Genomic DNA, 13268 nt, shown 5'->3' with positions numbered 1-13268 from the left:
CCATGGCCAAGACCACCCCCAAGCCAGCCGCGAAGGCCGCCCCCCGCAGGACCGCCAAGGCGAGCGCCGGCGCCACGCCACTGCCCTGCCTCGACGCCCGCCCCGACCGCCTGGACCTGCGCGACCTCGTCTACCGCTCGCCCCTGCGCTCCCTGCCGCCGCGCTGGCCGCTGGACGCCGACCTGAAGAAGCTGCTGCCCGCCTACGTCAAGGCCGGCCGCATCCTCAACCAGGGCAACGAGGGCGCCTGCACCGGCTTCGGCCTGGCCTGCGTCACCAACTACCTGCACTGGCTGCGCCATCTCGAAGCGCCGCGCGCCAAGCCGCCCGAGCTCGTCAGCCCGCGCATGTTCTACGAGCTGGCCCGGCTCTACGACGAATGGCCCGGCCAGGACTACGAAGGCTCCTCCTGCCGCGGCGCCCTCAAGGGCTGGCACAAGCACGGCGTGTGCTCCTCGCGGCTCTGGCCCTACCCGCTCGACGAGGCGGGCCAGGGCGTGTTCGCGCGGCCCGAGCCCGGCTGGGACGAGGACGCCACCCGCCGGCCGCTGGGCGTCTACTACCGCGTCGACCGCAAGAGCGTCGTCGACATGCAGTCGGCCATCTACGAGATCGGCGCCGTCTACGTGTCGGCCACCGTCCACGACGGCTGGACGCTGGACGCCTCCGCCCTGCCCGGCCGGCACGACCAGCTGCCCCGCATCGGACCGCTGCGCGACCCCAAGCAGAACGGCGGCCACGCCTTCGCGCTCGTCGGCTTCAACGAGCGCGGCTTCGTCGTGCAGAACAGCTGGGGGACCGGCTGGGGCGCGAGCGGCTTCGCGGTGCTGAGCTACGAGGACTGGGTCACCAACGGCACCGACGCCTGGGCCGTCGCCCTGGGCGTGCCGCAGGACCTCTCCGACCTCCAGGGCCGCCAGCCGCGCGGCGCCGGGGCCAAGGGCGGCAAGGCCGCGCCCGCGTCCCGCGCGGCCAGCGGCTTTCGCGTGGCTGCCGGCCGGGGCCTCGCGGACGTCGCGCCCACCCTGTGCGTGGGCGACAACCCCCGCGACGACCCCTGGCCCTTCAACCACGCCTTCGCCCACCCGCCCTACCAGCCCCTTCGCACGGACGAGGCCTACACCCACACCCTGGTCTCCGGCAACGACGGCCAGCTCATGTCCACCGACTTCACCCGTGCCCGCGGCGACCGCGAGGGCCTGGCCCGCGAGATCGTCGTCGAACGGCCGCTGGACTGGTTCAAGGCCGGCCGGGACAAGACCGTCAAGCTGGCCATCTACGCGCACGGCGGCCTGAACTCCGAGCTCGAATCCATCCAGCGCATCCGCGTGCTGGCGCCCTATTTCCTCGCCAACGGCATCTACCCCCTCTTCCTCACCTGGAAGACGGGACCGGGCGAGACCCTGAAGGACATGCTCGAAGACCTCAAGCACCGCATCGTGGCCGACGTCGACCGCACCGCCGGCTGGCTGGACCGCCTCCGCGAGGCCGCCGCCGAGGCCAAGGACCGCGCCCTCGAAGCCGTGGGCCGGCAGTTCGCCCGCGGCATCTGGAGCGAGATGCGCGAGAACGCCGCCGGCGGCGCGACGCCCGACCACGTCCTGGACCTGGCCGCCCGCATGCTGCGCGAACTGCGCGCCAGCCTGGCCCAGCGCGGCCGGACGCTGGAGGTCCATCTCGTCGGCCACTCGGCGGGCTCCATCCTGCTCGGCCATCTGCTGGGCCGGCTGGCCGGTGCCGACCTCGTGCCCGTGGCCAGTTGCGAGCTCTACGCCGCCGCCTGCTCGAGCGCCTTCGCCGTGCAGCACTACGGCGCGGCCGAGCGGGCCGGCGTGCTGTCGCTCAAGACGCTGCGCCTGCACGTGCTCAGCGACGCCAACGAACGAGCCGACGGCCTGCCCAGTGCCGAGCGCGACATCTACGGCAAGTCGCTGCTCTACCTCGTCTCGCGCGCGCTGGACGACGTGCGCAAGCAGCCGCTGCTGGGCATGGAGCGCGCCCTCGTGCCGCCCGAGACGGCCTGGCTGGACGACCAATGGGCCGGGCCGCCCAACGCCGACGTGGCGGCCTGGATCGATCTCTGGCCGGGTGGCGAATTGTTCAACCGCGTCACCCGCCCCAAGGTCCGCACCACCAAGACGGGCGACCAGATCCCCGCCAGCCACGGCAGCTTCGACAACAACATCGACGTGATCACCGGCACGCTGGAACGCATCCGCGGCGGCGCCCTCGTGGCGCCCCTCGAATGGCTGGACTACTGAGCGGCACGGCGGGCGGGTTGGACGTGTCCGGTTCCGGCCGGCGACCGCCGGCGGCCGGCTGACGCACCACAACGCCTCGGCCCAGGCCTTCGACGAAGGCGATGAGGGCGCATGCCGAAAGCCTGGCGATGACCTGAAGACGCATACTCCGGTCCATGCCAGGACTGTCACCATTCCCCCGGTATGCCAAGGCCATCGCCGTGGCGATGCTGGCGCTCGCGGCCGTTGCCGTCGCCCGCGCCCTTGAGCAGAACGTGGCCGAGCCCCCTCGGCCGGAGGGAGACCCCGCCGTGCGCGAGCAGATCCGCCGCTTCGAGGCCGGCACCTTGCCGCCCGTGTCGGGGATGGTCTCCATGACGACCCCCGAAGGCCGCCGGGCCTACCTCATCTACGGCCCCTGTTGCGACCACTGGAACCGGCTCTACGACGCCGAGGCCCGCCTCATCTGCGCGCCCTCCGGCGGCTTCACCGGCGAAGGCGATGGCAAGTGCCCGGCCTGGGTGCATGAGGCGCAGCCGTGGCGCCGCTTGAACCTCCCGGGAGCGGCTTCCGGCCCGGCCCCGGGGGCCACGGGTCTTTGAGGCGGGCCCAGCATCGGCACGGCCGCGGCGGGAGAATCGGCCCATGAAATACCTGCACACCATGGTCCGCGTCGCCGACCTCGACGCCTCGCTGCGCTTCTACCGCGACGCCCTCGGCCTGCGCGAGGTCAAGCGCTCGGAACACGAGGCCGGCCGCTTCACCCTCGTCTACCTCGCCGCCCCCGGCGACGAGGACGCCCAGGTCGAGCTGACCTTCAACTGGCCCGACGCCAACGGCCAGGGCGAGGTCTACACCGGCGGGCGCAACTTCGGCCACCTCGCCTACGCGGTGGACGACATCTACGCCGCCTGCCGCAAGCTGATGGACCACGGCGTGACCATCAACCGCCCGCCGCGCGACGGCCGCATGGCCTTCGTGCGCTCGCCCGACGGCATCTCGATCGAACTGCTGCAGGCCGGCGCCGCCCTCGCCCCCGCCGAGCCCTGGGCTTCGATGCCGAACACCGGCTCGTGGTGAGGAGAGGCCGGCGCTCGCGCGATGGGCGCTGAGCCACGGCCCGGCCTCAGGCTGGGCGCCTGGGAACTGGTGAGCCGGCTCGGCCGCGGCGGCCTGGGCGAAGTCTGGTCCGCCCGGCGCGTCGATGGCCTCTACGAAGGCCGCGCCGCGATCAAGCTGCTGCACGGGGACGGCACCACCGCCACGGTGGCGCGGCGCTTCCGCCGCGAGCGGGCCGCCCTCGGGCGGCTCAACCACGCGGGCATCACGGCCCTGCTCGACGCCGGCGTGCAGGCGCCCCATGCCTACCTGGTGCTGGAACTCGTCGAAGGCCTGCCCCTGGCCGACCATGCGCGCGCCCACTGCCCGGGCGTGGCCGAGCGGGTGAGCCTGCTGCTGCGCGTGGCCGAGGCAGTCGAGCATGCGCATGCGCGCCTTGTCGTCCACCGCGACCTCAAGCCCGCCAACGTCATGGTCACCGACGCGGGCGAGCCCAAGCTGCTCGACTTCGGCCTGGCCGCCTCGCCGGGCGAAGCCGCCAGCGAGGCCCGCGCCGGCCTGACGCCCGGCTATGCCGCGCCCGAGCAGGTCAGCGACGACGACACCGGCACGGCCGTGGACGTCTTCGCCCTCGGGGTCATGCTGTTCGAGCTGCTGACCGGGCGCCTGCCGTTCGGCCAGCGGGGCGACGGCCGCGCCGCCATGGAACACGCCGTGCTGCACCAGCCGCCCCACCGCATGGCGGCCCTGCTCAAGGCGGCGCCGGACGCCGCCGGGCCGGGCCGGCCGCGCGACGCCCGCCGCGCCCTCGGCGACCTGGAAGCCATCGCCGCCAAGGCCCTGCGCCGGCAGCCGGCCGAACGCTACGTCGGCGTACATGCCTTCATCGATGACCTGCGGCGCTGGCAGGCCCAGCGCCCCGTGGCCGCCCGCCGCCGCCAGGGTTGGCCCCACCGCACGGCGCTGCTGCTGCGCCGGCACGCCCTGCCCTTCAGCCTGGGCGGCGCCCTGGCGCTGACCCTGGTCGTCGCCATCACCGCCAGCAGCTGGCAGTGGCGCGAGGCGCGCGCCCAGCGCCAGCGCAGCGACGCCGTGGCCCGCTTCGTCACCGAGCTGCTGTCCGCCGGTGGCCGGCCGCGCGGCGACCACGTGCCCTCGGTGCTCGAACTGCTGGACGAGAGCCGCCAGAAGCTCGACGACCGCGCCACGGCCGACGCCGCCACCCGGGTCGAGCTGCTGCGGGTGCTGTCGCGCACCTACATGGCCCTGAACCGCTTCGACCACGCCCTGCCGCTGGGCGAGCAGTGGCTGGCTGCGGCCCGCCGGCAGCATCGCGAGGACGACGCCGCGGTGCTCGAGGCGCGGCTCAGCCTCGGGCAGGTCAACCAGATCATGGGCAACCACGACGAGGCCATCGCCCTGCTGGAGCCCATCGCCGCCGCGCTGGCACTGCGCTTCGGGCCCGACAGCGAGGAGGTGCGCCAGCAGCAGTTCATCCTGGCCGCCGACTACATGCACAGCAACCGGCTGGCCGACGCCGAACGGGCGCTGGAGCGCGTGCGCGTGCTGACCGAGCGCCTGCATCCGGGCGACGACTACGAACGTGCCGACTACCTGCAGAACCTCGCGGTGCTCAGGCAGCGCCAGGGCCAGCTCGCGCAGGCGCTGGACATCCTGCGCCAGACCGAGCCGATGTGGACCAGCACCGACCCGCGCCTGACCCTGCCCGTGCTGGTGCTGCGCCACAGCGAGCTGACGATGATGGGCCTGAACGGCGAGTTCGAGGGCATCGACACACGCGTCGGCCCGCTGCTCGCCGACCTCCGCGCCCGCCTGGGGCCGGGCAACGACCTGACGCTGCAGACCACCAACGCCTGGGCCGAGGCCCTGCAGCTGCAGGGCCGGCACGCCGACGAGGTGGCCGCGCGGCAGGCCCTGGTGGACGGCGCCCGCGCCGACGGCCTGCCGCCGGCGTCGTTGACGGTCTTCCACGCCGAGCTGCTGCTGGCCCAGGCCCGCGCCGGGCGCCCGGTGTCCGCGCCGCTGCGCGCCGCGCTGGCCGAGACGGCGGCCCTGCCCCCCGGAGGCCAACGGGGGCGCAGCCTGCTCGTGCTGGCCGACGCGGCGCTGGCGGCCGGCCAGCCCGGCCTGGCCGCCGACGCCCTGCAGCGCCTGCGCGAAGCCCCTTTGTCGCCCAGCCTCGCGGCCCCCGGAAGCCGGCTCGCGCGCCTCGAAGGCCGGCTGGCCCGCGCCCGGGGCGACCTCGCCCTCAGCGCCGAGCGGCTGGCCGCGGTCGAGGGCATCGGCCAGGTCCAGGCCTGGGGGGCCTGCCTCGACCGTGCGCTGACCGCCGTGCTGCAGGCCAGCCCGCAAGCCCGCGAGCGGCTCGACGCCGCCCGCGCCGCCCGGCCCGAGCGCCTGCCCGACGGCCATCCGCTGGACCGCGTCACGCACTGGCTGGAGGCCCGCCTGCAGGCCGGCTGCGACGACGCCCCGGACGTGCGCGCCGCCTGGGCCGCCCTGGCCGCCGCCCGCGGCCCGAACGCCGGGGCGCCGACGCTGGGGAGCCTGGGCGGGCTCCTACCCTAGGCTGTCCGCCCAGATGCTCTCCGCCCAGCCCCAGGCGAGTTCCGCCTCCGCAGCGCTCGCCGTGGCGGACAGGCTGGCAGCGCCCGGGACGGGCTTCATCGTCTTCTCGGCCGCGTCGTACCGGTGGACCGACGCGACGTGTCCCGCCTGGGTCGGCGTGACGAAGCTGTAGCAGGTGTTCGTGACGACGGGGCTGGCGTCCACGGGTTCGCCGCGCAGCTGCTGCAGCACGGCCGCCGCGGCCACCTTAGCCTGCTGGTTGGCCAGGTGGCCGGACTTGGGGCTGGCGGGGGCGGACAGGAGGGCGTCGCCGACGACATGCACGCCGGGGGCGCCCCGGGCCTGCATCGTCAGCCAATCGACGGGCACCCAGCGGCGGTTGACCGTGGCCAGCTCGCGCACCAGGTCGCCGGCCCGTTGCGGCGGGATGAGGTTGAGCACGTCGGCCTTCACGTCCTCGAACTCGAAGCGGGCCGTGCCGTCGGGCAGCACCTCCTGCAGCTCGGCATTGGGCCGGTACTCCAGCAGGCCGGCATGGTGCTCGGCAAAGGCGCGCTCGAACAGCGCCCGCTTGCTCTGGATCTCGGGGTTGGCATCGAGCACCAGCAGCTTGGCGCGGGGCCGGGCGCGGCGCAGCCACGACGCGATCAGGCAGGCGCGCTCGTAGGGAGCCGGCGGGCAGCGGTAGGGCGAGGAGGGGATGCTGATCAGCACGACGCCGCCGTCGGGCAGGGCCTCGAGCCGGCGGCGCAACGCCACAGTCTGGGCGCCGGCCTTCCAGGCGTGGACGGCGCGGCCACTGGCGAAGGCGGCGGCGAGGCCGGGCAGGCCGTCGAGCATGAAGTCGATGCCGGGCGCGAGCACAAGGCGGTCCCAGGCGAGGCTCCGGCCATCGGCCAGGGCCACCGCGTGGCCGACCGGGTCGATGGCCGCGACCTCGGCGCGCAGCCGCCGCACGCCCAGGGCCTCCAGGGCCCCGTAGCCGTGGGTGATGAAGTCCATCCCGCGCAGTCCACCGACGACGAGGTTGGACATGGGGCAGGAGACGAAGGCGGCCTCGCGCTCCACCAGCGTCACGTCCACCGCCTCGCCGCCCCAGAGCCTGAGGTGGCGCGCGGCCGTCGCGCCGCCGAAGCCGCCGCCCACGACGACGATGCGGCCCAGCCGCGCGCGCGGCGGGCGGCCGGCGCAGCCCGCCAGCGCCAGGCCGGCGGCCCCGACGAATCCGCGCCGCCCGATCATGGCCGTGGCTTCGCGGCACCGCCGCGCAGCAGCAATAAGGGCCAGGCTCGCATGGTGCGACTCCCCGGTTCAGAGCTTGTGGGAACGGTCTCCGCGTTCGAAACCCAGCGCGTCGAAGGGCGCGCTCAGCGGCGCGAAGCCGATGACCTTGAACAGCTCGCCCATCTCGTGCTCGGCCAGCAGGCGGTGGGCCATGGCCCGCTCGCCCAGCGAGGCGCCCTGCAGCAGATCGGCGATGCCGCAGTTGAGCAGGAAATTGGCCTGGCTGGTGTAGCCCAGCACGACGAGGCCGGCGTCCTGCCCGGCCAGGGCGATGCCGGTGAAATTGACGTGGGCGGTGATGTCCTTGTCGCCCACGGCGACGAGGGGGTCGGCGTCGGCGAGGTGGCCCTGGTGGCACATCAGCGTGCCGCCGCGGCGCTGGGGGTGGTAGTACTCGGCCTCGGGGAAGCCGTAGTCGATGAAGAAGGCCGCGCCGCGGCGCAGCGTGCGCGCCAGCGTGCCGACGAAGGCCTCGGCCTGGGGATGGATCTCGGTGACGGTGCCCGGCACGAAGCCGGTGTCCACCGGCGGGCGCAGCATGCTGTCGCGATCCTCGAAGGCGAACCCCTCGCCTGCGCTGACCACGCCGCGCTCGCGCCATGCCTGGCCGTCGAAGGCCAGCAGCTGCACCGGCATGGCGTCCAGCACCTCGTTGCCGACGACCACGGCCTCGATCTCGTCGGGCAGGCTGTCCAGCCAGTCGACGCGTTCGCCCCAGTGCGCCAGGCGCTCGCGCTGGCGCTGGCGCAGCTCGGCCGACAGCTCGACGATGCGGTAGCGCGCCAGGCCGGCGCCCAGGGCGTCGAGCTCGGCGATGAGCTGGGCCGCGAGGGCGCCCGAACCGGCTCCGAACTCCATGACCTCGCGGCAGCCGCTGGCCTCCATCGCCTGCGCGAGCTGGCGCGCCAGGGTCCGGCCGAAGAGGGGCGACATCTCCGGCGCGGTGACGAAGTCCGAACCCTCGGACGGCATGGCGCCGAACTTGCGCCGCCCGCCGGCGTAGTAGCCCAGGCCCGGCTCGTACAGGGCCAGGGCCATGAAGCGGTCGAACGGCAGCCAGCCGCCGGCCGCGGCGATCTCGGCGTGGATGCGGTCGGCAAGCGTCACTTCAGCGGCTCCCCGACGCATCTTGCAGAGGTGTCGGGCCGAGCGCCGGGCCGCCCCAAGCCGGCCCCGAGGTGGCTGACCGAGGCTCGATGCCACGGGCAGCCGGGTCCCCTGGGGGGACCGACTGGGCTTGCTCGCGTCCAGCGAAGCAAGATCGGGCGAGGGGCATACGGTTCACCGCGCCCTCACCCACGCCTCGAACTCGGCCGCCGGCATCGGCGAGCCGACCAGCTCGCCCTGGAACTGCTGGCAGCCCCAGCCGGCCAGCAACTGCCACTGCGCCGCCGTGCGCACGCCCTCGGCCGTGACGGTGAGGCCCAGGCCCACGGCCATCTGCACGATGGCGCGGGTGATGGCCTGGGCGCCGACGTCGTCGGGCAGCCGGGCGACGAAGCCCTGGTCGATCTTGAGCTTGTCCAGCGGCAGCTCGGTCAGGTGGGCGAGCGAGGTGTAGCCGGTGCCGAAGTCGTCGACCGAGACGGTCAGGCCCAGGGCGCGCAGCTGGGCCAGCGTGGTGGGGGCGTGCTCGATGTCGTCGATGAGCATGCGCTCGGTCAGTTCCAGCTCCAGCCACTGGCCCTTGGCATGCGACTCGTCCAGCACGCGCTTGACCGTGTCGGCGAAGCCGTCGAGGTGGAACTGCATGCGCGAGAGGTTGACGGCGATGCGCATGGGGCCATGGCCCTGGGTCAGGCCCTGCTCGCGCCAGCGCCGCGCCGTGAGGGCGGCTTCGCGCAGCACCCATTCGCCCAGGGCGAGCATGAGGCGGTGACGCTCGGCCACGAAGATGAAGCTGTCCGGCGACAGCAGGCCGCGCTGCGGATGCCGCCAGCGCAGCAGGGCCTCGGCACCGGAGAGCTGGCCCGTGGTCGCCTCGACCTGGGGCTGGAAGAAGAGCTCGAACTCGTTGCGCGTCAGGCCCTGGGCCAGCTCGGCCTCCAGCACGAGGTCGGCATAGGCCGTCTCGGCCAGCGAGGGCTCGAAGAACTGGTAGGTCGCACGGCCGCGCGCCTTGGCGCGGTACATGGCGGTGTCGGCGTGCTGGATGAGCTCGTCGGCCTGGCGGCCGTCGTCGGGGTAGACGGCCACGCCGATGGAGGGCGTGACGGACAACGCCCGGCCGTCGGCCTTGACCGGCACCTCGACGACCGACAGCAGGGCCTCCAGCACGACGATGACGTCGGCGCGGCTTTCCAGGTCGGTCAGCAGCACGACGAACTCGTCGCCGCCGAAGCGGCCGACCAGGTCGCTGCCGCGCAGCGCGCCGACGAGGCGCTCGGACACGGTGGTGAGGACCTGGTCGCCTTCGAGATGACCCAGGGAGTCGTTGACGCGCTTGAAGTTGTCCAGGTCGATGAAGAGCAGCGCCAGCATCTCGCCCCGGCGCTCGGCCCGCTTCATCAGCAGGGCCATGCGGTCCATGAAGGAGGCGCGGTTGAGCAGGCCGGTCAGCGCGTCGTGGTGGGCCAGGTGCTGGATGCGCGCCTCGCTGGCGAGGCGGTCGCGGATGTCGCGCACGATGGTCATGCGCAGCTTCTCGCCGTCGCGCTCCATCGTCCTGACGATGAACTCGACCGGGATGCGCGTGCCGTCCTTGTGCATGACGGCGGTCTCGTAGCGCAGCTCGCGGCCCAGGCGCATGACCTCCTTGACCTTGCCCACCTCGTCGGGCGCGATGAAGGACAGCACGTGGCGGCCGATCATCTCCTCGAAGCTGTAGCCCACCAGCTCGCAGCAGGGCGGGTTGACGTCGGTGGTGTAGCCGTCCTTGTGGAAGAGGATGCCCTCCACGGTGGCCTGCATGAACTTGTCCAGCCGCGCCTCGGACTCGCGCACGGCGCGCTCCGCCAGGCGGTGCTTGGTGATGTCGTTGATGAGGACGCAGCTCGCCACGGGCTCGCCGTCGTCGCCGAGCTGCGGGATGAGATGGACCTCGATCCAGCGCGGCGTGCCATCGGCCTCGGGCAGCTCGCGCTCGTAGCTGACGGGCACGCGCTCGGACAGCACCTTGTCGACGGCCGGCTGGATGAGGGCCGAGGCCTCGGGCCCGATGATGTCGGCGAAGGTCTTGCCGAGGATGCTCTGCTCGGTCAGGCCGAAGGCCTCGGCATAGCCGCGGTTGGCAAACAGGCAGGCCTGGGTCTTGGCGTCGTACAGGGCGATCCAGGCCGGCAGGTAGTCGGCCAGCAGCTTGAAGCGCGCAGCCTCGACCGACCGCGCCGGGGCATCGTCGGCGGGGTTCATGTCTCGAGGGTCTTGACGGTCTTCAGGGCCAGGCACAGGTCGTCCCAGGCACCGGCCTTGTCGGCCGGTGAGCGCAATAGATACGCCGGATGGTAGGTGACCACGACGGGCAGGTCGCGCCAGCGATGCACGCGACCGCGCAGCTTGCCCAGCGGCTCGGCCAGGCCGGTCAGGCGGCGCGCGGCCTGCAGGCCCAGGGCCAGCACGAGGCGGGGCTGCAGCAGCTCCACCTGGCGGGCCAGGATGGCCTCACAGGCGTCCAGCTCGGCCGGCTGGGGCGCGCGACCGCGCGGCGGGCGGCATTTGACGATGGGCGTCACGAAGGCCGTGGGCGTCTCGCCGCGGCGCGACTGGCCGGCGGCCAGCAGCATGCGGTCCAGCAGCCGCCCGGCCTCGCCACCCAGGGCCTGGCCGCTGGCGTCGTCGGCGTCGTCCGGCGGGTCGGTGACGACCAGCCACTGGGCGGAGCCCACGGCACCCTCGCCGAAGACGGCCTGGCGGCGTTGCTCGCACAGGCCGCAGGCCCGGCAGGCCGCGACGGCGCTGGGCAGTTCGTCGGCAGCCAGTGCGGCGAAGGCACCGGGCCGGACCTCGCGGGCGGGCGCGGCCGGTGCCGGATCGGTTGCGGCGGCCCGCGCCGGCGGGGCGGCCACGGTGCGCGCGACGGGAAGGGCTTCGGCGGGCTCCGCCGTCGCCTCCTCCACGCCGGCCGGCCGCGCGGCCGTCGCCGGCAGGCGCAATCCCATCTCGGCCAGCATGGCCCGCTGGCGTTCGTCCCAGCTCATCAGGCAGCCACCGCCAGGCTCATCAGGATGGCGTCCTCCCGCGGGCCCTGCGGCACCGGGTAGTAGGCGCGGCGCCGCCCCACTTCGACCAGGCCGAAGCGGCGGTAGACCTCGCGCGCCCGGACGTTGCTGACACGCACCTCCAGCCACAGCTGCGCCAGGCCGCGGCAGCGGCATTCGGCCACCAGCCGCTCCAGCATGGCCACGGCCAGCCCCCGCCCCTGCCAGGCGGGCGCGACGGTGATGTTGAGCAGGTGCATCTCGTCCAGCCCCGGCATGGCCACCCAGTAGCCCAGCAGCTCCGTGTGCCCCCACGGCGGGGCTGCGCCCAGCCCGCCCCCCAAGGGGGTCAAGCCAACTTGGGGCGGCCCGGCGTTGGCTTGGGCGCGCGGGCCGCGCAGCACCTCGGCCGGATAGCCGGCGGCCAGCGAGTCGACGAAGTTGCCATGCGTCCACGGCACGGGATAGGCCTGGCGCTCGATGGCCATGACCTCGGTGAGGTCGGGCACGCGCATCGCCGAAGCCTCCCAGGCAGGCTGGCGGCTGTCCAGCAAGGCGCTCATCGACGCACCCTTCGGCCTTCGGCCTGTCCTGCCAGGCGGGAGCGAGCTTGCTCGGGGCGGCCCTTCGCTGCGCTCATGCCGCTTGCTGCTCCCGCTCAGCAGTGGTCAGCGCGACCTTGTCGCGCACGTAGACCGGCAGGGCCTCGGCGGCATCGCGCAGTTCGCCGCGTTGCCAGCCGGCCAGGGCGAGGCGGCCGAGGGCGGCGGCCCGCGAGCGGGCCTGAGGCCACGCGTGCGGCAGCGTGCCGAGGGCCTGGGCGTATTCGGTCAACCCGGTGCCGGCCACGGCGGCCGGCTCGCCCCAATGCGCGGCCAGGGCCTCGGGCGCGTAGAGGGCCGGGGCCTCGGCCACCTGCCAGGCGCCGTCCTGCCAGCGGTAGTGCGCCGCGTAGATCTCGCCGATGCGGGCGTCCATGGCCACCCAGACGTCGTCGCCGGCACCCTGCTCGCGGGCGTCGTCGGCCACCAGCATGAGGCTGTCGACGGCGACGACGGGCTTGCCCAGGCCGAAGGCCAGGCCCTGGGCGACGGCGCAGGCCGTGCGCAGGCCGGTGAAGGCGCCCGGCCCCTGGCCGAAGGCGATGGCGTCCAGGTCGCCCAGGCCGAGGCCGGCCTGGGCCAGCAGGGCCTTGATCTCGGGCAGCATGCGCGCCGAGGCCTTGGCGCCGCCGGCCGCCTCGAACAGCTTCGACGGTCCGGGCGACACGAGGGCCAGGGCCATCGTGTCGGTGGAGCTGTCGAGGGCGAGCAGAACGGGCATCGAGGCAGTTTACCGTCGGGGGTCCTCCCGACGGACCGCCTAGGGCCCGTCCACGCTACAGCAGGCCCGGGTTGCGCTGCCAGACCGACCAGGTCAGGGCCGAAGCGAAGCAGACCCAGGCGAGGTAGGGCAGCAGCAACAGGCCGGCCGCCGGCCGGATGCGCCAGAAGGCGGCGACGGTGGCGGCGATCAGGGCCAGCAGCAACAGCACCTCGCCGAAGGCCAGGGCGCCCTGGTGCCAGCCGAAGAACAGCCACGACCACAGCGCGTTGGCCACCAGCTGGACGACGTACAGGCCCAGTGCCCCGTCCACGCGCTGCGCCGGACGGGCGCGCCAGACCCGCCAGGCGGCCACGGCCATCAGGAAGTACAGCAGCGACCACACCGGTCCGAACACCGACGGCGGCGGCGCCCAGGCGGGCTTGTCGAGCTGGGCATAGAAGGCCTGGGCGTCCACCGAGGCGATGGCGCCCGCCGCGGCGGCGACCGCCGTGAGGGCCAGCCAGGCCGCCAGGCCGATGGCCTGGGCCACCGCGGAGCTTCGCGCCGTGGCCGTCCTGTCGAGTGCATCCATGGCCGCAACGATAGCCGCCGCCGGCCGGCCCTGGCGCCGGTGGGGCCAAGGACCCGCCGGCCT

At 73.9% G+C, this 13268-nt stretch carries 11 protein-coding genes; 4 read left to right on the top strand and 7 right to left on the bottom strand.

All coding sequences use genetic code 11. The features are described from left to right. Positions 1 to 2 precede the first annotated feature (2 nt). From LXT12_RS20285 to LXT12_RS20270, 4 genes are all read left to right on the top strand, one after another. On the top strand, positions 3 to 2261 hold the full coding sequence (locus LXT12_RS20285; RefSeq protein WP_233394115.1) for a C1 family peptidase: 2259 nt from the start codon (positions 3 to 5) through the stop codon (positions 2259 to 2261). Between the two features lie 155 nt (positions 2262 to 2416). Beyond that, on the top strand, positions 2417 to 2842 hold the full coding sequence (locus LXT12_RS20280) for a DUF6970 domain-containing protein (protein WP_233394114.1): 426 nt from the start codon (positions 2417 to 2419) through the stop codon (positions 2840 to 2842). Between the two features lie 43 nt (positions 2843 to 2885). Further along, positions 2886 to 3320 (top strand): VOC family protein, encoded by a 435-nt coding sequence (locus LXT12_RS20275; RefSeq protein ID WP_233394113.1) that lies wholly within the window; start codon positions 2886 to 2888, stop codon positions 3318 to 3320. A 21-nt stretch (positions 3321 to 3341) separates the two neighbouring features. Next, positions 3342 to 5888, top strand: coding sequence for a serine/threonine-protein kinase (locus LXT12_RS20270; protein WP_233394112.1), 2547 nt, complete (start codon positions 3342 to 3344; stop codon positions 5886 to 5888). Here LXT12_RS20270 and LXT12_RS20265 read toward each other — a convergent pair. The 7 genes from LXT12_RS20265 to LXT12_RS20235 all read right to left on the bottom strand — a co-directional run bounded on the left by LXT12_RS20265 (position 5880) and on the right by LXT12_RS20235 (position 13205). Then, a complete protein-coding gene (locus LXT12_RS20265) occupies positions 5880 to 7130 on the bottom strand; it encodes an NAD(P)/FAD-dependent oxidoreductase (RefSeq protein WP_233394111.1) in 1251 nt (416 codons plus the stop codon). The two genes, LXT12_RS20270 and LXT12_RS20265, sit on opposite strands and share 9 nt — an antisense overlap. Positions 7131 to 7199: 69 nt before the next feature. Then, on the bottom strand, positions 7200 to 8300 hold the full coding sequence (locus LXT12_RS20260; protein WP_233394110.1) for a class I SAM-dependent methyltransferase: 1101 nt from the start codon (positions 8298 to 8300) through the stop codon (positions 7200 to 7202). A gap of 153 nt (positions 8301 to 8453) precedes the next feature. Further along, on the bottom strand, positions 8454 to 10523 hold the full coding sequence (locus LXT12_RS20255) for a putative bifunctional diguanylate cyclase/phosphodiesterase (RefSeq protein ID WP_233394109.1): 2070 nt from the start codon (positions 10521 to 10523) through the stop codon (positions 8454 to 8456). After that, positions 10520 to 11308, bottom strand: a complete 789-nt coding sequence (locus LXT12_RS20250; RefSeq protein WP_233394108.1) for a uracil-DNA glycosylase — start codon at positions 11306 to 11308, stop codon at positions 10520 to 10522. The genes LXT12_RS20255 and LXT12_RS20250 overlap by 4 nt, the downstream gene beginning before the upstream one ends. Continuing rightward, entirely contained in the window at positions 11308 to 11871 is a 564-nt protein-coding gene (gene rimI / locus LXT12_RS20245) for a ribosomal protein S18-alanine N-acetyltransferase (protein WP_233394107.1), read from the bottom strand. Before rimI ends, LXT12_RS20250 begins: the two co-directional genes overlap by 1 nt. A gap of 73 nt (positions 11872 to 11944) precedes the next feature. Then, on the bottom strand, positions 11945 to 12631 hold the full coding sequence (tsaB, locus tag LXT12_RS20240) for a tRNA (adenosine(37)-N6)-threonylcarbamoyltransferase complex dimerization subunit type 1 TsaB (protein ID WP_233394106.1): 687 nt from the start codon (positions 12629 to 12631) through the stop codon (positions 11945 to 11947). 55 nt (positions 12632 to 12686) lie between these two features. Next, a complete protein-coding gene (locus LXT12_RS20235; protein WP_233394105.1) occupies positions 12687 to 13205 on the bottom strand; it encodes a TspO/MBR family protein in 519 nt (172 codons plus the stop codon). Between the last annotated feature and the right edge of the window lie 63 nt (positions 13206 to 13268).

This window comes from Pelomonas caseinilytica (genome assembly GCF_021353235.1).
In the GTDB taxonomy this organism is placed as follows: Bacteria; Pseudomonadota; Gammaproteobacteria; order Burkholderiales; family Burkholderiaceae_C; genus Pelomonas; species Pelomonas caseinilytica.
This window is presented reverse-complemented; position numbering and strand designations above follow the sequence as displayed.

What these genes read in the sequence shown, in the direction of transcription:
- LXT12_RS20285 (WP_233394115.1), top strand. Translation starts at nt 3, where the DNA reads ATGGCCAAGACCACCCCCAAGCCAGCCGCGAAGGCCGCCCCCCGCAGG.
- LXT12_RS20280 (WP_233394114.1), top strand. Translation starts at nt 2,417, where the DNA reads ATGCCAGGACTGTCACCATTCCCCCGGTATGCCAAGGCCATCGCCGTG.
- LXT12_RS20275 (WP_233394113.1), top strand. Translation starts at nt 2,886, where the DNA reads ATGAAATACCTGCACACCATGGTCCGCGTCGCCGACCTCGACGCCTCG.
- LXT12_RS20270 (WP_233394112.1), top strand. Translation starts at nt 3,342, where the DNA reads ATGGGCGCTGAGCCACGGCCCGGCCTCAGGCTGGGCGCCTGGGAACTG.
- LXT12_RS20265 (WP_233394111.1), bottom strand. Translation starts at nt 7,130, where the DNA reads ATGATCGGGCGGCGCGGATTCGTCGGGGCCGCCGGCCTGGCGCTGGCG.
- LXT12_RS20260 (WP_233394110.1), bottom strand. Translation starts at nt 8,300, where the DNA reads ATGCGTCGGGGAGCCGCTGAAGTGACGCTTGCCGACCGCATCCACGCC.
- LXT12_RS20255 (WP_233394109.1), bottom strand. Translation starts at nt 10,523, where the DNA reads ATGAACCCCGCCGACGATGCCCCGGCGCGGTCGGTCGAGGCTGCGCGC.
- LXT12_RS20250 (WP_233394108.1), bottom strand. Translation starts at nt 11,308, where the DNA reads ATGAGCTGGGACGAACGCCAGCGGGCCATGCTGGCCGAGATGGGATTG.
- rimI (WP_233394107.1), bottom strand. Translation starts at nt 11,871, where the DNA reads ATGAGCGCCTTGCTGGACAGCCGCCAGCCTGCCTGGGAGGCTTCGGCG.
- tsaB (WP_233394106.1), bottom strand. Translation starts at nt 12,631, where the DNA reads ATGCCCGTTCTGCTCGCCCTCGACAGCTCCACCGACACGATGGCCCTG.
- LXT12_RS20235 (WP_233394105.1), bottom strand. Translation starts at nt 13,205, where the DNA reads ATGGATGCACTCGACAGGACGGCCACGGCGCGAAGCTCCGCGGTGGCC.